At 69.6% G+C, this 18,851-nt stretch carries 18 protein-coding genes; 7 read left to right on the forward strand and 11 right to left on the reverse strand.

Translation table 11 applies throughout. The annotated features are described in order from the left end of the window. Positions 1-45: 45 nt before the first annotated feature. Complete coding sequence (locus Q0Q47_RS19685; protein ID WP_293863515.1) at positions 46-1,647, reverse strand: DHA2 family efflux MFS transporter permease subunit; 1,602 nt, start codon at positions 1,645-1,647, stop codon at positions 46-48. A 25-nt stretch (positions 1,648-1,672) separates the two neighbouring features. Next, complete coding sequence (locus Q0Q47_RS19690) at positions 1,673-2,956, reverse strand: HlyD family secretion protein (protein ID WP_293863517.1); 1,284 nt, start codon at positions 2,954-2,956, stop codon at positions 1,673-1,675. A gap of 181 nt (positions 2,957-3,137) precedes the next feature. Between Q0Q47_RS19690 and Q0Q47_RS19695 the strand changes: the two genes are divergently transcribed. Further along, on the forward strand, positions 3,138-3,815 hold the full coding sequence (locus tag Q0Q47_RS19695; protein ID WP_293863519.1) for a TetR/AcrR family transcriptional regulator: 678 nt from the start codon (positions 3,138-3,140) through the stop codon (positions 3,813-3,815). Between the two features lie 35 nt (positions 3,816-3,850). Here Q0Q47_RS19695 and Q0Q47_RS19700 read toward each other — a convergent pair whose 3' ends face one another. From Q0Q47_RS19700 to Q0Q47_RS19715, 4 genes are all read right to left on the reverse strand, one after another. After that, a complete protein-coding gene (locus tag Q0Q47_RS19700) occupies positions 3,851-5,434 on the reverse strand; it encodes a CopD family protein (RefSeq protein ID WP_293863521.1) in 1,584 nt (527 codons plus the stop codon). Positions 5,435-5,444: 10 nt separating this feature from the next. Then, the gene (locus Q0Q47_RS19705; protein WP_293863523.1) at positions 5,445-5,975 is read right to left on the reverse strand and encodes a YcnI family protein; all 531 of its coding nucleotides are present in this window, start codon (positions 5,973-5,975) and stop codon (positions 5,445-5,447) included. Positions 5,976-6,064: 89 nt separating this feature from the next. After that, positions 6,065-6,436, reverse strand: a complete 372-nt coding sequence (locus Q0Q47_RS19710) for a hypothetical protein (RefSeq protein ID WP_293863525.1) — start codon at positions 6,434-6,436, stop codon at positions 6,065-6,067. Between the two features lie 91 nt (positions 6,437-6,527). Further along, entirely contained in the window at positions 6,528-6,845 is a 318-nt protein-coding gene (locus Q0Q47_RS19715; protein WP_293863527.1) for a hypothetical protein, read from the reverse strand. A 372-nt stretch (positions 6,846-7,217) separates the two neighbouring features. Here Q0Q47_RS19715 and Q0Q47_RS19720 point away from each other — a divergent pair, with 372 nt between their 5' ends. The 5 genes from Q0Q47_RS19720 (at position 7,218) to Q0Q47_RS19740 (ending at position 12,708) form a co-directional block, all read left to right on the forward strand. Further along, complete coding sequence (locus tag Q0Q47_RS19720) at positions 7,218-8,018, forward strand: MBL fold metallo-hydrolase (RefSeq protein ID WP_293863529.1); 801 nt, start codon at positions 7,218-7,220, stop codon at positions 8,016-8,018. A 100-nt stretch (positions 8,019-8,118) separates the two neighbouring features. After that, positions 8,119-10,398: a beta-glucosidase BglX gene (bglX, locus tag Q0Q47_RS19725; protein WP_293863531.1), complete on the forward strand. Its 2,280-nt coding sequence runs from the start codon at positions 8,119-8,121 to the stop codon at positions 10,396-10,398. Between the two features lie 226 nt (positions 10,399-10,624). Then, entirely contained in the window at positions 10,625-11,155 is a 531-nt protein-coding gene (locus Q0Q47_RS19730) for a ferritin-like domain-containing protein (RefSeq protein ID WP_293863533.1), read from the forward strand. A 132-nt stretch (positions 11,156-11,287) separates the two neighbouring features. Continuing rightward, a complete protein-coding gene (locus Q0Q47_RS19735) occupies positions 11,288-11,617 on the forward strand; it encodes a hypothetical protein (protein ID WP_293863535.1) in 330 nt (109 codons plus the stop codon). A gap of 59 nt (positions 11,618-11,676) precedes the next feature. Next, complete coding sequence (locus Q0Q47_RS19740) at positions 11,677-12,708, forward strand: cysteine synthase A (RefSeq protein WP_293863537.1); 1,032 nt, start codon at positions 11,677-11,679, stop codon at positions 12,706-12,708. A gap of 111 nt (positions 12,709-12,819) precedes the next feature. Here the strand turns inward: Q0Q47_RS19740 and Q0Q47_RS19745 are convergent, their stop codons facing one another. Then, on the reverse strand, positions 12,820-13,170 hold the full coding sequence (locus tag Q0Q47_RS19745; RefSeq protein ID WP_293863657.1) for a DUF2794 domain-containing protein: 351 nt from the start codon (positions 13,168-13,170) through the stop codon (positions 12,820-12,822). Positions 13,171-13,652: 482 nt separating this feature from the next. Between Q0Q47_RS19745 and htpG the strand changes: the two genes are divergently transcribed. After that, positions 13,653-15,554, forward strand: a complete 1,902-nt coding sequence (gene htpG / locus Q0Q47_RS19750; RefSeq protein ID WP_293863539.1) for a molecular chaperone HtpG — start codon at positions 13,653-13,655, stop codon at positions 15,552-15,554. A 51-nt stretch (positions 15,555-15,605) separates the two neighbouring features. Here the strand turns inward: htpG and Q0Q47_RS19755 are convergent, their stop codons facing one another. Genes Q0Q47_RS19755 through Q0Q47_RS19770 form a run of 4 tightly spaced genes read right to left on the reverse strand, consistent with a single transcriptional unit; the run spans position 15,606 to position 18,839 of the window. After that, positions 15,606-16,112: a DUF934 domain-containing protein gene (locus Q0Q47_RS19755; protein WP_293863541.1), complete on the reverse strand. Its 507-nt coding sequence runs from the start codon at positions 16,110-16,112 to the stop codon at positions 15,606-15,608. Beyond that, positions 16,112-16,840 (reverse strand): phosphoadenylyl-sulfate reductase, encoded by a 729-nt coding sequence (locus tag Q0Q47_RS19760; RefSeq protein WP_293863543.1) that lies wholly within the window; start codon positions 16,838-16,840, stop codon positions 16,112-16,114. The genes Q0Q47_RS19755 and Q0Q47_RS19760 overlap by 1 nt, the downstream gene beginning before the upstream one ends. After that, complete coding sequence (locus Q0Q47_RS19765; protein ID WP_293863545.1) at positions 16,824-18,491, reverse strand: nitrite/sulfite reductase; 1,668 nt, start codon at positions 18,489-18,491, stop codon at positions 16,824-16,826. The genes Q0Q47_RS19760 and Q0Q47_RS19765 overlap by 17 nt, the downstream gene beginning before the upstream one ends. Positions 18,492-18,515: 24 nt before the next feature. Further along, the gene (locus tag Q0Q47_RS19770; RefSeq protein WP_293863547.1) at positions 18,516-18,839 is read right to left on the reverse strand and encodes a DUF2849 domain-containing protein; all 324 of its coding nucleotides are present in this window, start codon (positions 18,837-18,839) and stop codon (positions 18,516-18,518) included. Positions 18,840-18,851 lie beyond the last annotated feature (12 nt).

The following is an 18,851-nucleotide window of genomic DNA, read 5'->3' on the forward strand; positions in this document are numbered from 1 at the left end:
GGGAGGGGGAGCGGCCCGCCGGTGCGGCGGGAGCTCTCCCTTGGTTCAGTGCCCTCCGGCCGCGCCGGGCTTGGGGGGAGCGGGCTTCTTCAGGAGCACGACGAGGCAGGCGGTCGCCAGGAACATGACCGTCAGGATCACGAAGGCGTCGCCGAAGGCCATGACCTGGGCCTGCTGGCGGACGATGCCGGACAGCTTCTTCAGGGCGCCGAGCTCGGCGTCCGAGCCGAGGCGCGACAGGGCGCCCTGGAGCGACTGGAGGGTCTCCAGCGCCTTCTGGTTCGACCAGGTAACATGCTCGCGCAGACGCACCAGGTGCAGGTCCATGCGGTCGTTCATGATCGTGTTGATGAGCGCCAGGCCCACCGCACCGCCGAGATTGCGGGTCAGGTTGTAGAGGCCGGAGGCGTTCTTCAGGCGCTGCGGCGGCAGAGTGCCCAGTGCCACGTTGTTGATCGGCACCATGCAGATCATCAGCGAGCAGCCGCGCAGCACCTGCGGCAGCAGGAGCTCCCAGAAGTCCCAGTCCTTGGTGATGCCCGAGGCGATCCACGTGCCCGCGGCAAAGCCCGCCAGGCCCATGGCCAGCATGACGCGCGGGTCCAGCGCGCGCATCAGGCGGCCGGCCAGCGGCGCCGTCAGGAACATGGCGACGCCGGTGACGAACATCGTCTCGCCGATCTGCAGGGCGGAGAACCCGCGCACCCGCCCGAGATACAGCGGGTAGAGATAGGTGAGCCCGTAAAGCCCGATGCCCAGCACGAAGGAGAAGAAGGAGCCGGTCGCGAAGTTGCGGTCGCGATAGGCATAGAGGTCGACGATCGGCTCCCTGGCGGTCAGCGCCCGCCAGAAGAAGGCGATGCCGGTCACCACCATCACCACGGCCGCCAGCAGGATGGCCTGGTCGTCGAACCAGTCGTTGGTGGGGCCTTCCTCCAGCACGTATTCGAGCGTGCCGAGGAAGGTGCCCATGAAGGCCAGGCCGAACCAGTCGAACCGGTCCAGCAGCTTCAGGTCGGGCTTGTCGAAATCGATCAGCGCGATCGCGGCGACGGTCACCGCGATGCCGGGCACGATGTTGACCAGGAACAGCCAGTGCCACGAGAACAGTTCGGTCAGGTAGCCGCCGACGGTGGGCCCGATCGTCGGGGCCAGCGTCGCCACGAGGCCGATCATCGGCGAGATCACCGGCAGTTTCGAGCGCGGGAAGATGGTAAAGGCCGTGGCGAAGACGCTCGGAATCATGCCCCCGCCGATGAAACCCTGGATCGCGCGGTAGACGATCATCTGCTCGAGCGAGGTCGCCGTCGCGCACAACGCGCTGGCGGCGGTGAAGCCGGCGGCGGAGACGGCGAAGAGCCAGCGCGTCGAGAAGGCCCGCCCCAGGAAGCCCGAGAGCGGGATCATGATCACTTCGGCGATGAGATAGGCGGTCTGCACCCACGAGATCTCGTCGGCCGAGGCCGACAGGCCTGCCTGGATCTCCGACAGCGACGCCGAGACGATCTGGATGTCCAGGATGGCCATGAACATCCCGAAGACCATGGCCAGGAACGCGAAGATGCGCCTCGCGGGGATGTGGTCGGCCGCCGGCGCTGCTGCCGGGGCGCGGCCCGCCGCGGGGAGGGTATTGGCGGGGGCTGACATGAACGGTGCTCCGGAGCGGCGCGCCTCAGCGCGCCACGTTCTGCGCGTTGGCCTCGGCGGTCGCGATGGCGGACAGGCCGACGACGCCGCGAAGCGTCGCCAGCGCGTGGTCCACCCAGGTTTCCAGCGCGGACTTCGGCGCGTCGGGATCGCGGGTGCGAACGGCCGCGACCACCGACAGGCCCGGCCGCAGCACGCCGGAGCGGGCGACGTCCTCGGGCACCGCGACGCGCACGGGAACGCGCTGCACGATCTTGGTGAAGTTGCCGGTGGCGTTCTCCGGCGGCAGCAGGCTGAACACCGAGCCCGAGGCCGGGGCGAAGCTCTGCACCGTGCCGTGGATCGTGCGGCCCGGCAGCGCGTCGACCTCGATGTCGACGGGCTGGCCCGGCTTCAGCCGGCCGAGCTGCGTCTCCTTGAAGTTCGCCTCCACATAGGTCGTGGCGAGCGGCACAAGGGCGGCGAGGCGCGTGCCGGCCTGCACGTAGTTGCCGACCTCCGCGGCGCGATTGCCGAGGATGCCGTCGACCGGGGCCGTCACCACGGTGAACGACAGGTCGCGCTCGGCCCGCGCCAGCGTGGTGCGCAGCTCGCCCAGCGTCTGGCGGGCCTCGGTCTCCTGGGCGCGCGTCACCGCGATGTTGGCCTGCGCCGCCGCCAGCGCCGCGCGGGCGGAGTCGACCGCCGCGACGGCCCGCTCGCGGTCCGCGCGCGCCGCGTCGAGCCGCTGCTTGGAACCGAAGTCGCTCTGCGCCAGGGCCTGGGCGCGCTGGAAGTCCGCCTCCGCCCGGGCCTGGTCGGCTTCGGCCGAGGTGACCTGGGCGCGGCTCTGCCCAAGGGCGGCCGTCTGGGCCTCGATCTGCTGGCCGATCCGCTGGATGGTCGCCGCCTGCGTGGCGATCCGGGCCTTCGCCGCATCGACCGCGTTGCGGTAGTCGCCGTCGTCGATGCGGGCCACGACCTCGCCGGCCTTCACGGCGGTGTTGTTGGCCACGGGCACCGCCACGACGTAGCCGGGCACCTTGGCCGCGATGGTGGTCACGTCGGCCTTCACGTAGGCATCGTCCGTCGAGACCAGGAACCGGCCCTCGGTGAACCAGCCATAGCCCTTCCAGCCGCCGAACGACGCCGCGGCGAGGAGCACGAGCAGCAGGACGCGGCCCTTGCGGGAGCGCTTGCGCGGAGGCAGCACCTCGCCGTTCAGGCCCTGCGCCGCCGGCTGGCCGCCGCTCACCGAAACCATGCCCTGGGAAGGGGGCGGGGCCGCCACCGGGTTCGTGGTGCGGTCGGTCTGTGTCACGTCGCTCATTGCATCACCATGCTCGCCGGCCGGGCCGGCGTGAGTTCATCGAACCGAACGGTTCGGTCAATGTCCTTGCAATATGCCCTCGCGTACGCAATATCAAGATCGAACCGAACGGTTCGGTCATTAATGTGTTGCGGTGCACAGGCAGTCACGAGGTTGTGTGCACGGGCCACAAGGATGCGGAATGAGCGGCAACGGCATCGATAGTCTCCCCGACGCGCTCGACGACGACCAGCCGTCGGGCGAGGCGAGGGGGGCCGGCACCGATCCGGCCAAGCATCGCCAGATCGTCGAGGGCGCGCGCGCCGTCTTCCTGGAGCGCGGCTTCGAGGGCGCGAGCATGGGCGAAATCGCCCGTGTCGCGGGCGTCTCCAAGGGCACCCTCTACGTCTATTTCCAGAACAAGGAAGAGCTGTTCTGCGCCATCATGGACGCGGAGCGCCGCGCCCATCAGGCCGTGCTCCGGACGCTGGACACCACGGCCCCCACCGATCGCGTGCTGACGGAATTCGGCGAGGCGCTCGGGCGCTTCCTGTCCGATCCGGTGAAGATCGCCGGCATGCGGACCGCCATGGGCATCGCCGAGCGCATGCCGGAGGTCGGCCGGGCCTTCTATCAGCGCGGACCCGCCACGACGATCCGCATGCTCGCCGCCTTCCTTGATGCCAAGGTGGCGGCCGGCGAGCTCGCCGTGCCCGACACCACGCTGGCCTCGGCCCAGTTCCTCGACATGTGCCAATCGACGCTGCTGCGCCCGGCCCTGTTCGGCTGCGAGATGCCGGCGGAGATCTTGCCGGCGCGCATCCGCACCGTCGTCGCCGCCGCGGTCGACATGTTCCTGCGCGCCTACACGGTCCGCTAGGATCCAGGCGCGCGTCGGCTCTCCAGCCGATCGCCTCACGGCTCCAGCGTCAGCGTGCCGTCCAGCCTCAGCTTGTCGAAATCGTCGATCAGCACCTCCACCGTCACCGTCCATTCGCCCGCCACGGGCGTGGTGAAGCCGTGGGCCTCCCAACGTCCGTCGGGCATGCGGGTGGCCCGGCGCTCGATGGCCTCGATCTTCGCCGCCGGGTTGGAGAGGACGAGCGTCACCTCCTTCGCCGGAAGGACGTCGAAGTCCACGCCGAGCAGCACGATCTCCGCCCGGTTGCTGCCGCGCCCGCCGGGCAGGAGGCGGATGTCGGCCATGGCGCGATCGGAATGGACGTGGACGCTCGTGGCCACCGTCTCGACCGCGACGAGGCTGCGGGGCGGCGGCGTGAAGCGCCACACGGCGACCAGCCCCGCCACGGCGAGCATCAGTACCATCTCCACGGCCACGCTCCGACCCAGGGTCCGCGCGGCGGTCCCGTCGCCGGACAGGATCCTGGGCGTCAGGCTGCGGCGGTTCCAGGCGGCAAGGGCCAGGAGGGCCGCCACGGTCGCGAGCTTGGCAAGGAGCACCCGGCCGTAAGCCGTGTCGGTCAGGTCGGACACGGTGCGCAACTGCAAGGCCGCCAGCACGCCTCCCGCCGCCGTCAGCAGGCCGACGCAGGCGAGAGCAGGGACCGAGAAGCGCAGGAGGGCGGCGCCGAGGTCCTGCCGAGCCCGCATGGCCAGGACGGCGAGGGGAATCAGGGCTCCGCCCCAGAGCATGGCCGTCGCGCCGTGCAGGGCCAGGGCCGGGCGTGACAGCCACGCCGGTTCGGCCGTCGCGGCATGGCCGGTGACCGCCAAGCCCGTGGCGGCCAGGGCCGTGGCCAGTCCGGACAGCGGCAGGGAGCGCCCGCGACCCAGGCCTGCCGTGAGCAAGCCGCCGAGGATCAGGGCCAGGCTGGGGCCGAGCGAGGTCGAGGCGGCCATCTGCCAGGGGCCGGGCCCGGCCAGGGACTCCCAGGTTCCACCCAGGAGGTCGATGCCCGCCAGGCCGAGCCCTCCGATCGCCCCGGCCGCGCCGGCCCACAAGGCGACCGACGCGAGGCGCCAGGGCGCGGCGCCGACGCTGCGTCCCGGCGTCAGCCAGGAGAGACCGAAGGCCGATCCGATGCCGAAGACGAGGCCGGCATAGAGCAGCACGCGAAAGGCCCACAGGCCGGCGACGAGGCTGGGATCGGTCGCCGACACCGTGCTCCTCGCCGCCGGAGCGGCCGCTCCGATCGAGAAGGAGACGGTGCCGGCCACCGGATGCCCGTCGGCGGAGACGACCCGCCAGCTGAGGAGGTAGGCCCCGTCCGCGAGCGGCGGCAGAGGCACTTCCACGAACTCGCCGCGCGGGCGCGGGACGAGGTCGGCAGCGGTCCCGTCCGGCGCGGTGAGCCGCAGCACGAGGGGTCGGACCGGCTCGCTGAAGCGGAGCCCCGCGACCGGCAGGCCGCGCGGCATCGCGGTACCGTCCTCCGGCATGCTGCCGACGAGGGAGGCGTGGGCTCGCGCCTCCTGGTGCGGCCAGGCAAGGCCGCAGGCGAGGGCCGCCAGGAGCAGCAGGAGGCGCAACGGGCGCATGCCGCGCGACTCAGTTCGTCGCGGGCAGCAGCTTCACGCTGGGCGCCGGCTCCTTGTAGTCGTCGGCCGACTTGCCGGGCGCCGGGATCTCGATCCAACGGTGCGTCCCGGTCTCGCACTCCTGCACCACGGGGATGTAGAGGCGGGATCCAGGCTCGAGGGCGTCGGAGAGATAGCCGCGGACGACGAACTCGTCGTAGTGCTCGTCGAGCAGCTTTCCGGTCCAGATCACCTCCCGCACGCCCTCCTTGAGCGTCTCGTCGTAATATTTGACGGGCTGCGGGTAAGGCGCGCGGATGGTCTCCAGCGCCCAGCCGGCCTTGGGCATGGGCTTCACCGCGATGTAGCCCTCCGGAATGCGGACCCGGACCTTCAGCGTCGCGCTGCCCTGGCAGCCGTGCCCGACCCGGATCGTGGCCTTGTAGCTCGACTTGATGGGCGCCTGCGTGACCTCCAGGGTCGCATGGGCCAGGGCCGGTGCCGCCTGGAAGGGGGCGAGGATGGTGATGCCGGCCAGCGCCAGCAGGGTGCGGAGTGTCATGGTGGAATCCTGAGGTCAGCGGAGGCGCCTGCGCCAGGGGCAGGCACCGCTCTCGAATGGCGATCGGGGAACGTGTTGACGGCTCGGGTCTAGGACGCCGGCGGGCCGCGCTGGGCGCGCCCATGCCACCACGCCGCCGGGCTGATGCCGTGGCGCTGGTCCTGCCTCCAGACGATCCCGTGGACCCGGCGCTGCAGGGGCTGCACCGTTGACACGCTGTCGTCGGGGACCGGGCCGAGGACGCCCACGACGCGGCTCAAGGTACAATCGTCGCAAACCTCGGCCCCATGCGAGCCCGGGTGATCGGGGAAGGGGGCATGGGTGCCGACGTCGGTGAGGCACAGGGCCGACCAGGGGTCGCTGCCCGGCACCATCACGCCCGCGATCGCGGATGCGAACACCACCTTCACGATCAGCGCATAGGCGATCGCGAGCGCGACGAGCCCGCGCGACCTCCCCATCCGGATCGTCCACCGCAATGTCATGGGCGGGACGTTAGGGGAGCGTGACCGTCACTGCAATACGAGGGATCGTCGTTGTGGTTAGTCCCGATCAGCCGCCGGGCAGCCCGCGCCGGGCGTCGTAGTCGAGCAGGCCGCGGTCCTGTGGCGCCTGCGCCGGGGTCGTGTCCGTCCGCCCGGGGGCGATGGCCTCGCAGGAGCCCGCCACGAAGGCCATCTGGTGCGCGGCCAGAACGAGCCAGACCCGCATCATGGCCCAGAAGCTGTCGTCGGGTGAGAGCAGGGCGCTCCATTCGGTGGCGCAGGCCGTGAGCAGGACGAGCATCGAACTCATCAGGAGCATCGCCGCCCTGCAGCGGAAGCCCAGGAGAAGGCCGACGATCGATGCCAGTGCGAGACTCGTAATCATGGCTGCGGGGCCCGGTGCGCGACAATGTGATCCCTGTCGCGGCCATCTGACGCTCTCGCTTCTGGATCAATGATGAACGCAATTGCCGAAATTCGGGGGTATTGGCGGTATTCAAGCTTCGGCTCTGCAGTTCGCACCTTCTACTTGTGAATACTCGCTTTTTACGTGTGGACCTTTTCGCGAATCGCGCTTCCGTTCTGGCTTATGCGCGCCAAAGATGCACCGCGTTCGCCGGCCTCGCGGGGCCCCTGTTTCAGGCTCGGCTGCGGCGGCCATCGCGGATTGCCAAGCCTGGCCCTCGCCGCCACGCTGGCGTGCGCTAGATCGGATGCGGGAACGAGGTCGCAGCGCTGCACACAGCAGGAGGGGCTCATGGGTCGTTGGTTCGGTCTGTCTCTTGTCGCCGCCGTGATGGCCGCCGTCGTGGGGGCACCGGGACGCGCGGTCGCGGCGGACAGCCAGGCGTGCATGGGCCTGGTGTCGCAGAGGGACCTGCCCATCCAGCGCGTCGCGGTGGGGCCGGGCGAGGTGGGCCTGACCTTCGTCGGCCATGCCACCTTCCTCATCGAGACGCCGGGCGGCATCCTCGCCGCCACCGACTACAACGACTATGTGCGCCCGTCGGCGATCCCCGACCTGGTCACCATGAACCACGCCCACGGCACGCATTTCACTAACGCTCCCGACCCGCGCATCAAGCACGTGCTGCGCGGATGGAACGTGCCGGGCGTCCCGGCCCGCCACGACGTCACCGTCGGTGACCTGCAGGTCCGCAACGTTCCCACGAGTATCAGGAACTGGAACGGCGGCACCGAGCACGACGGCAATTCCATCTTCGTGTTCCAGGCGGCGGGCCTGTGCATCGCCCATCTGGGGCACCTGCATCACACGCTCAACGCGTCCCACCTGAAGCTTCTCGGGCACATCGACGTCCTGCTGGTGCCGGTCGACGGCAACTACACGCTCGACATGGACGGGATGCTCGAGGTGCTGCGGTCGATCAACGCCCCTTTGATGATCCCGATGCACTATTTCGGCTCCAGCACCCTGAACCGGTTCCTGGCCCGGGTGCAGGAAAACTGGACGGTCGAGCGCTCGCCGACGGCATCGATCACCCTGTCGCGCGCGAGCCTTCCGCCCACGCCCAAGGTGCTCGTGCTGCCGGGGAATTGAGCTAACCACTTCCGCGTGCCGCCGTTGCTGGCCAGGCCTTGGCCGCGTATGAGAGAAGCTGGCCGTCAAGGCCAAGCCCCCTCGATCCGCGAGCCTTCCCGTGTCTCCTGTGTCCCGTGTCCGTTCCCTGGTGCGCCGCCGCCTCGCGCCCCTCGCCGGCCTCGCCATCGCCGTCCTGTGCGCCGGGCAGGCTCCGGCCGGATCCCGCGTCGAGGATCTCCTGGCCAAGATGACGCTCGAGGAGAAGATCGGGCAGTTGAACCTGGTCTCGGGGCATCATGCGGTCACGGGGCCCTACACGCGCTCTGACGTGCGCAGCGCCATCCTGAAGGGTGAAGCGGGCGCGCTCTTCAACGTGTACGGCGCCGAGTACACGCGCGGGCTCCAGGAAATGGCCGTGTGGCAAACGCGGCTCGGCATTCCCCTGCTGCTCGGCTTCGACGTGCTTCACGGCTATCGCACCATCTTCCCGGTGCCCCTGGCGCAGGCGGCGAGCTGGGATCTCGAAGCGATCGAGCAGTCCGAGCGCATCTCGGCCACCGAGGCGTCGGCCGCCGGGGTGAACTGGATCTTCTCCCCCATGGTCGACATGTCCCGCGATCCGCGCTGGGGACGGGTCGTCGAGGGGGCCGGCGAATCCGCCTGGCTGGGGTCGCGCATCGCCGAGGCCCGGGTGCGGGGGCTGCAGGGCAAGTCGCTCGCCGCCGCCGACAGCGTGGCCGCGTGCGTCAAGCATTTCGCCGCCAACGGCGCCACCGAGGGCGGCCGCGAATACAGTGGCGGGGACATCTCGGAACGGGCGCTGCGCGAAACCCAGCTTCCGCCCTTCAAGGCGTCCGTCGAGTCGGGCGCCCGCTGCATCATGTCCGCGTTCAACGCGGTGGACGGCGTCCCCGGCGTCGCCAACGATCGCCTTCTGCGCGACATCCTCAGGCGCGAATGGGGCTTCCGCGGCATCGTGGTCAGCGACTTCGGAGCCGTCGAGGAGCTCACGGTGCACGGCGTGGCCGACACCGCCACGGACGCAGCGCGACAGGCGTTCCGGGCCGGTACCGACATCGACATGGAGAGCCGCACCTACGTGTCGCAGCTCGCCGCGCTGGTGCGCAGCAATGCCGTGCCGATCAGCGAGATCGACGACGCGGTGCGCCGCATCCTCCAGCTGAAGGAGGACCTCGGCCTGTTCGAGGATCCCTACCGCCGGTCCGTTCCGGCCCGCGAAGCCTCCCTGGTGGGCAACGGCTCGCACTTCGACGCGGCGAGGACGCTCGCGGAGAAGTCCATGGTGCTGCTCAAGAACGAGCGCAACACGCTGCCCTTTCCCATCGCCGTCAAGCGCGTGGCGGTGATCGGGCCGCTCGCCGACGCAAAGGCCGACACGCTGGGGCCCTGGGCCGCCAACGGCCAGCCGGAGGATGCGGTGACGCTCCTCGGCGGCATCCGGCGGGTCCTGAAGGTCATGGCGGAGGATGCCGACATCGCGTTCTCCTCCGGCGGCAGCATCGACCGGTCGTCGCCGGCGGACATCGCGGCCGCGGTGAAGATCGCGGCGCGCGCCGACGTCGTCGTGCTCGCGCTCGGCGAACGCTCGACCATGAGCGGTGAATCGGCGAGCCGCGCCTCGCTCGACTTGCCCGGCGACCAGATGGCGCTGGCGCGCGCGGTGCTCGCGCTCGGCAAGCCGACCGCCGTGGTCCTGTTCAACGGGCGCCCGCTCACCATCGAGGACCTGGACAAAGAGGCTCCGGCCATCCTGGAGGCCTGGTATCCCGGCAGTGCGGGCGGGCTCGCCGCCGCGCGTATCCTGTTCGGCCTGGCCGAGCCGCAGGGGCGGCTGCCGATGACGTTCCCGCGCTCCGTCGGCCAGATCCCGATCTATTTCGACCAGCGGCCCACGGGCCGTCCGGCGGGCGACCAGCCCAAGCCCTACACCACCGGATACCAGGACGTCGGGCCGCGCCCGCTCTATTCCTTCGGCCACGGGCTCACCTACACGTCCTTCTTCCTGGGTGCGCCCAGGCTCGACCAGCCGGTGCTCAAGCAGGGCGGGGCGGTGACCGTCTCGGTGGACGTGATGAACACCGGGCCACGCACCGGAACGGCGGTGGTGCAGCTCTACATCCGGCACAAGGTCGCCAAGGTCTCCCGGCCGGTGAAGGAGCTGAAGGGTTTCGCGCGCGTCACGCTGCCCCCGGGCGGTGTCGGCGTCGCCAAGATCCCCCTCGCGGAAGGCGACCTCGCGTTCTGGCAGCCGGAGGGCCGTTTCGCGCCCCCGGAGGGCGGACAGATCTCGGTGATGACCGGTCTCGATTCCGACCAGCTGAAGGCCACCGTGCTGGAGTACCAGCCCCGGGACGTCACGCGCCAGGCCAGCAACTGACCAGCGGATGACGCTCCTGGGGAGCCAGGAGGCCGCTCTCAACCTCCATCCGTCTCCGCCGCCCTGCCCGGGCCGAGCCCGGCCGGGGCAGGGGGAGGGCGGGCAAGCTCGACCGGTGGCGCCGTTCAACGCCTCCGCGCCGCAAAGGCCCGGATTTACGGATGAATCGCCCGGAACATCCGGTGTCAGGCGTCGTTGGGACGGCCATGAACCGATGGAGATGGCCATGACATTCACCGACACCGGACCCGCGGGCGCTGCCCGCCAGCTGTTCCTCGACGGCGCGCGCAACGCCCACGCCCTGGAGAAGGAGGCCGAGCAGCTGATCAAGCGGCAGCTCGACCGCGTCGAAAGCTATCCGCAGGTCGCCCAGCGGCTGCGCCAGCACCTGGACGAGACCAAGCGGCAGGAGGAGCGCCTCGAGCGCATTCTCGAGGGCCAGGACGACTCCACCTCCACCATCAAAGACACGATGATGTCCCTGATGGGCAATCTGGGCGCTCTGGCCCATGCGCCGGCCGACGACGAGATCCTCAAGAACACCTTCGCCAACCTGGCCTTCGAGAACTACGAGATCGCGGCCTACAAGTCGCTGATCACGATGGGCGAGGCGGCTGGCCTGACGCGGGAGGTCGAGCTGCTCCGCCAGTCGCTCAGCGAGGAGCAGGACATGGCGCGCTGGATTGACGACAACGTCGAGACGGTGACGCGGGAGCATCTCGCGCTGCGCGCCAGTGGCCGACAGGCCGATCGGTAAGGGATATTGCACATTATAAAAATGTGGAAACTAAATAATTCCACGTTGTAATGTGTAATCTTGTAAAACGCATCGCTTGCGGTATGATCTTCGAACGGAGCCCCCCGTGAGGGCTCGGTTCGGAGGCCTTCCATGGCGCAGGTTCACGACGCGGCGGTCATCAGCCTCTACCGAGCCGGCTCCGCGCGCGGCCATGGGCTGCGCCGGGGCCTCGAGGCCGCCGGCCGCTGGGTGCGTGGCCTGCTGACGGACGGCCTGACGGCGGATGCCTTCCTGGTCCTCGCCGGCCACGAGTCCGTCGCGGTGCTTCTGCGGCGGCCGGACGGCTACGTCCTGGTGGCCCGCAATGCCGGGATTTCGGGCCTCGACGGGCAGGTCTATGCCGAGGCTGAGTTCGCCCGCGATGCCGTGACCAGGGCGCTCGCGCGGACTGTATCCCTGTCCCCCGTCTGGTATAGCTGAGCGATCAGCAAGCCGGGCGGTTGGTCGTGGCCGCTCCGTACCCCCGTGAGACACCGCGCATGCCCATCAGAAACGGTATCGTCGAGGCGATCGGCAACACGCCGCTCATCACCCTGAAGCGCGCCTCCGAAAGGACGGGCTGCAGGATCCTGGGCAAGGCCGAGTTCATGAATCCGGGCCAGTCGGTCAAGGATCGCGCCGCGCTCTTCATCATCCAGGACGCCGTGCGTCGCGGCGAACTGCGGCCCGGCGGCACCATCGTCGAGGGCACGGCCGGCAACACCGGCATCGGTCTCGCGCTGGTGGGCAATGCGCTCGGCTTCCGCACGGTCATCGTCATTCCCGATACGCAGTCGCAGGAAAAGAAGGACATGCTGCGCCTGGCGGGTGCGGAGCTGGTCGAAGTCCCGGCCGTGCCCTACGCCAACCCCAACAACTACGTGAAGGTCTCCGGCCGCCTGGCGGACGAACTCGCCCGCACCGATCCCAACGGGGCCGTCTGGGCCAACCAGTTCGACAACGTCGCGAACCGGCAGGCCCACATCGAATCGACCGGGCCCGAGATCTTCGAGCAGACCGGCGGCAAGGTCGACGGCTTCATCTGCGCCGTCGGCACGGGGGGCACGCTGGCCGGCACCGCGATGGCGCTGAAGGAGCGCAACCCTGCGATCACGATCGGTCTCGCCGACCCCATGGGCGCGGCGCTCTACAGCTGGGTGACCACGGGCGAACTGAAATCGAGCGGCTCGTCCATCACGGAAGGCATCGGGCAGGGGAGGATCACCCGCAACCTGGAAGGGGCGCCGATCGACGTCGCCTTCCAGATCCCCGACGAGGAAGCCATTCCGGTCGTCTTCGATCTTCTCGAACACGAAGGCCTGTGCCTGGGCGGATCCTCGGGCATCAACGTCGCAGGGGCGATCCGGCTCGCCGAGACGCTCGGGCCGGGACACACCATCGTGACGATCCTGTGCGACTACGGCACCCGCTACCAGTCGAAGCTCTTCAACCCGGACTTCCTGCGGTCCAAGGGCCTGCCGGTTCCCGGCTGGCTCGAGGCGAGCCGCGGCGTGAAGGCCCCGCTGGTCTGACGGTGCGTGCCGGGAGCACGCGAGCGCTCCCGGGCCTCACGCCGCCCGACGGGATCGGGCGGGCGCAGGCGAGGGGACCGCGACGGTCGAACCCGAAGGACCCGCGGCGCCTCAGAGCACGACGAGTTTCATCGGCTTGTCGAGAACCTTCAGGACCCGGGCGAGCTCGTGGCCGCGCTTGAGCACCAGTCCGCTCTGCGTGATCACCGCATAGGCGCCCTGGCGGCGCGCCAGCTTCGGGGTCTTTTCCACGCGGTACAGCGGATACTCGTTGCTGCGGCGGTAGATGCTGAAGACGGCCCGGTCCTTCAGGAAGTCCATGGCGTAGTCGCGCCACTCGCCCTCGGCGACCTTGCGCCCGTAAAGATCGAACAGTTCGCGCAATTCCACGCGGTCGAAGGCGACCTGTGCGGGAGCCGGTGATGAGAAACCGGCTGGAGCCGTTTCGCGGGGCCAAGCCATCCGCTGCGTCTCCGACGCGTCCGTCTCGCTCATCGCACCTCCTTCACGAGACTGTCACTTCCGCCACTGTGGCACGGTTGTTCAGGCGTCGGGAAGGGGCGCCGGGCGCTTTTTCGCGCCCGCCCAAAGGGCAGAAAAGGCGTGTGGATTCGCCTTGAATTTGCCTTGGACCGGCCCTTGGGCGGCCCTACTGGCCCGGCACTCTCTCATCGTTGCCTCGGGTCCGGGACTTGCCCACCGGAATGATCAGCCCCCCAGCCCCCCGGAGGGCAGGGACCGGACCCACCAAAGACCTCGATTCCCTGTCCTGACGGGCCGGTCCCCCAGCCGGCCCGTTTTTCCGTTCTGGCGCCGCGTGCTTCCGTCTTGAAAAGCGCGACCGGCGCGGCGATATGCGCCACGGCGGCGCGTGCAGGGTCTTCAGACTCGCTTGGGCGCGCCGCAGCGGCCTGATGGCGAATCGACAAGAAGACGAGGCAACCGTGACGACACAGGACGACACCTTGACGGCGGCTCCTGCCGCCGAAAATCGCCCCTTCGAGGCAGACGTTTCCCGCCTTCTGCACCTCATGGTGCACTCGGTCTATTCCGACCCAGACATCTTCCTGCGCGAGCTCGTCGCCAACGGCGCCGATGCCTGCGAGAAGCTGCGGACCCTGGCTCTCCAGGATCCCGCGCTCCTGGGCGACAGGCCCGACCTGGCGATCACGATCGAGACCGATCCCGATGCCCGGACGCTGACGGTGGCCGACAGCGGCATCGGCATGACGCGCGAGGAGCTCGTCGAGGCGCTGGGCACCATCGCCCGCTCCGGCACCCGCGCCTTCATGGAAGCGCTCGGCGAGCAGGGCGACGGGTCGCGGCTGATCGGACAGTTCGGCGTGGGCTTCTACTCGGCCTTCATGGTGGCGTCGCGGGTCGACGTGCTGTCGCGCCGAGCTGGCGCCGCCGAGGCCTGGCGCTGGTCGTCGGACGGGCAGGGCACCTATTCGGTCGAGGCCCTGGCGGACGAGGACGCGCCGGCCCGCGGCACGCGCGTCGTCCTGCATCTCGCCGAGGGCAAGGAGACCTATGCCGAGGAGGCGACGCTCGAGCGCATCGTGCGCGAACACGGCAGCGCCGTCCCGATCCCGGTCGACCTCGTGGCCAAGCCCGGCGCCGAGCCCCGCCGCATCGCCGATGGCACCGCCATCTGGACGAAGCCGCGCAGCGCCGTGAGCCAGGAGGACTACACCTCCTTCTACCAGTCGCTCGGCGGCCAGTTCGACGATCCGGCGCTCACCCTGCACTGGAAGGCGGAGGGGAGGCACGAGTTCTCCGTGCTCGCCTTCGTGCCGCAGACGCGTCCGCTCGCCCTGTTCGATCCGCTGCGCAAGGGCCGCATGAAGCTCTACGTGCGGCGCATGTTCATCGCCGACGACATCGACCTCGTTCCGGCCTGGCTGCGCTTCGTCACCGGCGTCGTGGACAGTGCCGACCTGCCGCTCAACCTGTCCCGCGAGACCATCCAGGAGAGCCCCATCTTGGCGGCGATCCGCAAAGCCGTGACGAACCGGATCCTGTCCGAACTCGAGAAGACGGCGGAGAGCAACGCCGAACTCTACGGAAAGATCTGGGATGCGTTCGGCCCGGTGATCAAGGAGGGCCTCTACGAGGACTTCGAACGCCGTGACGCCCTGTACAAGCTGGCGCGCTTCTCGACTTCGACCCATCCCGACGGCAAGCGATCCCTGAAGGATTACGTCGAGGCGCTGCGCCCCCACCAGACCTCGATCTGGTACCTGGCCGGCGACGACGCGGCTCGGCTCGCCGCAAGTCCACACCTGGAGGGCTTCCGGGCGCGCGGCATCGAGGTCCTGCTGCTCTCCGATCCGGTCGACAGCTTCTGGGTGCGCACCGCGCTGGGCTTCGAGGGCAAGCCCTTCAAGTCCGTGACGCAGGGGACCGCCGACATCGAGGCGGTGCCCGTCGCGGACGGTCAGACGGCGCCGGCTTCCGACGTCTCCGCGCGGGCGGCCACCTTCATGGCCTTCGCCAAGGACACCCTGTCGGAGCTGGTGACGGACGTCCGGGCCTCCACGCGCCTGGCCGAGAGCCCGTCCTGCCTCGTGGCCGGCGATTACGGCCCCGACCTCGCCCTTGAGCGCTTCCTGGCCTCACAGGGCCAGAAAGCATCGAGCAAGCCCGTGCTGGAGATCAATCCCGGCCATCCGCTCGTGGCGCGCCTGGCCGAACGCCTGGCCGACGGGGACGACAAGGAGCTGCTGCGCGACGCGGCCGCGCTCCTCCTCGACCAGGCCCGGGCCGCGGAAGGCCTGCCGCCGCTCGACGCCACCGCCTACGTCAAGCGGCTGACGCGGCTGATGGAGAAGGCCGTCGGGTGAGAGAGGGGAGAGAGGCCCGTCCGCGCGCGGATCCGGGTCTCTCCCGCAACTTCAACCGGCGGAGACCCGGCGCCAGCGCAGGCCCGCGGTTCGCTCGGGGACCGCTGAGGGCTGGTAGTGGTGCGAGACCCCACGCACCCGGCCTTCGGCCAGGGCCCGCACCGTCGGCTCGTGGGTGATCTCGAAGCTGTCGAAGCCGCAGCGGCGCATGTACGGGATCTGGTCACGCAGCACGTCGCCGGTGGCGCGCAGCTCCCCGGTGAAGCCGTGACGCTCGCGCAGCAGGCGCGCCAGCGAGTAGCCGCGGCCATCCGTGTATTTCGGGAAGCGCACCACCACCAGGGCGAAGCGGCCGATGTCGGCTTCCAGGCCGTCGAGATCCTCGCCGGCCTCGAGCCTCAGGCCCAGCGGGGCATTGCGGCTGGCCAGGCTGTCGCGCTCGGCGAGAAAGCGTGCCTTGCCCACGATGACCGGCCGGTCCGCCGGGATCGGGCCATCCGCGGGGGCGGGGGTCCAGGCGTCCTCGCCGACGAGGGCTCCGTTCACGAAGAGTGCCATCACAGGGCTCCGCTGGCTCGAGATCCAAGGGGGGCGACATGCAGCCCGCATTCCGTCTTGGCGGTGCCGCGCCAGCGCCCGGCCCGCTCGTCCTCTCCCTCCGCCACCGGCGTGGTGCAGGGCTGGCATCCGATGGACCGGTAGCCCTGGGCCACGAGGGTGTGCCGGGGCAGTCCCGCGGTCGCGAGGTAGGCGAGGACGTCGCTGGACGTCCACGCGGCCAGCGGGTTGACCCGGATGTGGCTGCCTTCGGCGTCGAACACGGCGAGGGCCGCGCGGGTGGCGCCCTGGAAGCGCTTGCGGCCGGTGATCCAGGCGTCGAAGGGCTTCGTCGCGGCCGCCATGGGCCGGACCTTGCGCAGGTCGCAGCAACGGTCGGGGTCGACCGCGAAGAGTGCGCCGAGGGGATCCTCGGCCGCTTCGTCGGCGGCCGTCGGCGACACCGTCCTGACTTCGGTCAGGCCGAGATGGTCGACGAGCGCATCGCGGTAGGCGAGCGTCTGCGGGAACAGCCGGCGCGTGTCGGCGAAGAGAACCGGCAGCGCCCGATCGACCTTGGCCACGAGGTCGAGAAGAACGGCCGATTCCGCGCCGAAGCTCGTCATCAGAGCGAGCCTGCCGGGAAACACGACCTCGGCCGCCACGGCGACGAGGTCCGCTGCCGCCATGGTTCCGAAGCGCGCGTCGAGCTCGCGGGCTCGCTCCTGCGCGTCAGACGGCCTCGGCATACAGGGCCTCCCGGAACGGCGCCTCGCCCAGGCGCCTGAAGGCCTCGATGAAGGTCTCCTGCGGGCTCGTCCGCAGTCGGATGTAGGTGTCGACGACCGTCTCGACGGCGTCCACGATCTCGTCGCTCGAGAAGCCCTTGCCGACGATCTCGCCGATCGAGCAGCTCTGGTCGGCGGAGCCGCCGAGGGTGATCTGGTAGAACTCCTCGCCCTTGCGCTCCACCCCGAGGATGCCGATGTGGCCGACGTGGTGGTGGCCGCAGGCGTTGATGCAGCCGGAGATCTTGAGCTTCAGGTCGCCGATCTCGCGCTGCCGGGCGGGACTGCCGAACCGCTCGGAGAGACGCTGGGCCACCGGGATCGAGCGGGCATTGGCGAGTGCGCAGAAATCCAGGCCGGGGCAGGCGATGATGTCGGTCACGAGGCCCGCATTGGCGGTGCCGAGCCCTGCCGCCTTCAGGGCGGCGAAGACGGCAGGAACGTCGTCCAGCCGCACGTGCGGAAGCACCAGGTTCTGCTCGTGGCTGACCCGCGCCTCGTCGAAGCTGTAGCGCTCCGCCAGGTCGGCCACGACCTCCATCTGCTCGGCGGTGGCGTCGCCGGGCGGCAGGCCGATGCCCTTGAGCGAGATCGTCAGGGCGGCATAGCCGGGCTGCTTGTGGGCCGTGAGGTTGCGTTCCACGAAAGCGGCGAGGTCGGGATCGAGCAGGCGCGCGCGCTCCAGGACGGTGGAGACCGCCGGGCGCGTCTCGAAGGCCGGGGGCGCGAAGTAACGGCCGATCCGCTCGACCTCCTCGGCCGGGACGGCGAGTTCCAGATTCTCGGCCCGCAAGGCCTCGTACTCGGCCTCGATGTCGCGCTTTAGTTCTTCAATTCCAGTCTCGTGAACCAGGATCTTGATGCGTGCTTTGAACTTGTTGTCGCGCCGTCCGTAGAGGTTGTAGACCCGCAGGATGGCGGTGCAGTAGGCCAGAAGCTCCGACTCCGGCAGGAAGTCGCGCACCTTCTTGGCGATCATCGGCGTGCGGCCCTGGCCACCGCCGACCCAGACTGCGAAGCCCGTGGCCCCCGCTGCGTCGCGCTTCAGCTCGAGCCCGATGTCATGGACCTGGATGGCGGCCCGGTCGTTGGGAGCCCCGGTCACCGCGAGCTTGAACTTTCGCGGCAGGAAGGTGAATTCGGGGTGCAGCGACGACCACTGCCGGAGAATCTCGGCATAGGGGCGGGGGTCCGCCACTTCGTCCGCCGCGGCGCCGGCGAAGTGATCCGCCGTCACGTTCCTGATGCAGTTGCCCGACGTCTGGATGGCATGCATCTCGACGTCGGCGAGGTGCTGGAGGATCTCCGGCACGTCCTTCAGCGAGATCCAGTTGAACTGGAGATTCTGCCGCGTCGTGAAGTGCCCCCAGCCCCGGTCATAGGTGCGGGCGATGAAGGAGAGCTTGCGCAACTGCCGGGACGAGAGCGTGCCGTAGGGGATCGCGATGCGCAGCATGTAGGCATGAAGCTGCAGGTAGACGCCGTTCATGAGCCGCAGCGGCTTGAACTGGTCTTCGCTGAGCTCGCCCGAGAGGCGGCGCGACACCTGGTCGCTGAACTCGGCGACCCGCTCGTTCACGAAGGCGCGGTCGAATTCGTCGTAGCGGTACATGGCGGACCTCGATGGCGGCTTCGCTCAGGCGGCGTCGCGGGAGGAAAGCAGGTCGGTCAGGGGATCGACCGTCGGACCCTCGACGCGGATCAGCTCGCGGTAGCGAACCGGGCGGACGTGGCCGTCCTGGATGACGACCTCGACCAGATAGGGATCGACGACCCGGACGGCCGAGTCGGCGGTGCAGATGGCGAGCAGCGCTTCCGCGCCGGCCTGGGACGTCTCGATCCGGGCCTCGGCGATGTCGCGGGTCCAGCGCGAGTCGGCTGTCCGGTAAACCGTGCGGCCGTCGCCGGCGTCGTTGGCCGAGATCACCAGCTGCGTGGCGGAGCGGGGCTTCTTCATCATGGCTCTGGTTCC

The organism is uncultured Alsobacter sp. (genome assembly GCF_945952055.1).
In the GTDB taxonomy this organism is placed as follows: domain Bacteria; phylum Pseudomonadota; class Alphaproteobacteria; order Rhizobiales; family Beijerinckiaceae; genus Alsobacter.

What these genes read in the sequence shown, in the direction of transcription:
- Q0Q47_RS19685 (WP_293863515.1), bottom strand. Translation starts at nt 1,647, where the DNA reads ATGTCAGCCCCCGCCAATACCCTCCCCGCGGCGGGCCGCGCCCCGGCA.
- Q0Q47_RS19690 (WP_293863517.1), bottom strand. Translation starts at nt 2,956, where the DNA reads ATGAGCGACGTGACACAGACCGACCGCACCACGAACCCGGTGGCGGCC.
- Q0Q47_RS19695 (WP_293863519.1), top strand. Translation starts at nt 3,138, where the DNA reads ATGAGCGGCAACGGCATCGATAGTCTCCCCGACGCGCTCGACGACGAC.
- Q0Q47_RS19700 (WP_293863521.1), bottom strand. Translation starts at nt 5,434, where the DNA reads ATGCGCCCGTTGCGCCTCCTGCTGCTCCTGGCGGCCCTCGCCTGCGGC.
- Q0Q47_RS19705 (WP_293863523.1), bottom strand. Translation starts at nt 5,975, where the DNA reads ATGACACTCCGCACCCTGCTGGCGCTGGCCGGCATCACCATCCTCGCC.
- Q0Q47_RS19710 (WP_293863525.1), bottom strand. Translation starts at nt 6,436, where the DNA reads ATGGGGAGGTCGCGCGGGCTCGTCGCGCTCGCGATCGCCTATGCGCTG.
- Q0Q47_RS19715 (WP_293863527.1), bottom strand. Translation starts at nt 6,845, where the DNA reads ATGATTACGAGTCTCGCACTGGCATCGATCGTCGGCCTTCTCCTGGGC.
- Q0Q47_RS19720 (WP_293863529.1), top strand. Translation starts at nt 7,218, where the DNA reads ATGGGTCGTTGGTTCGGTCTGTCTCTTGTCGCCGCCGTGATGGCCGCC.
- Q0Q47_RS19730 (WP_293863533.1), top strand. Translation starts at nt 10,625, where the DNA reads ATGACATTCACCGACACCGGACCCGCGGGCGCTGCCCGCCAGCTGTTC.
- Q0Q47_RS19735 (WP_293863535.1), top strand. Translation starts at nt 11,288, where the DNA reads ATGGCGCAGGTTCACGACGCGGCGGTCATCAGCCTCTACCGAGCCGGC.
- Q0Q47_RS19740 (WP_293863537.1), top strand. Translation starts at nt 11,677, where the DNA reads ATGCCCATCAGAAACGGTATCGTCGAGGCGATCGGCAACACGCCGCTC.
- Q0Q47_RS19745 (WP_293863657.1), bottom strand. Translation starts at nt 13,170, where the DNA reads ATGGCTTGGCCCCGCGAAACGGCTCCAGCCGGTTTCTCATCACCGGCT.
- Q0Q47_RS19755 (WP_293863541.1), bottom strand. Translation starts at nt 16,112, where the DNA reads ATGGCACTCTTCGTGAACGGAGCCCTCGTCGGCGAGGACGCCTGGACC.
- Q0Q47_RS19760 (WP_293863543.1), bottom strand. Translation starts at nt 16,840, where the DNA reads ATGCCGAGGCCGTCTGACGCGCAGGAGCGAGCCCGCGAGCTCGACGCG.
- Q0Q47_RS19765 (WP_293863545.1), bottom strand. Translation starts at nt 18,491, where the DNA reads ATGTACCGCTACGACGAATTCGACCGCGCCTTCGTGAACGAGCGGGTC.
- Q0Q47_RS19770 (WP_293863547.1), bottom strand. Translation starts at nt 18,839, where the DNA reads ATGATGAAGAAGCCCCGCTCCGCCACGCAGCTGGTGATCTCGGCCAAC.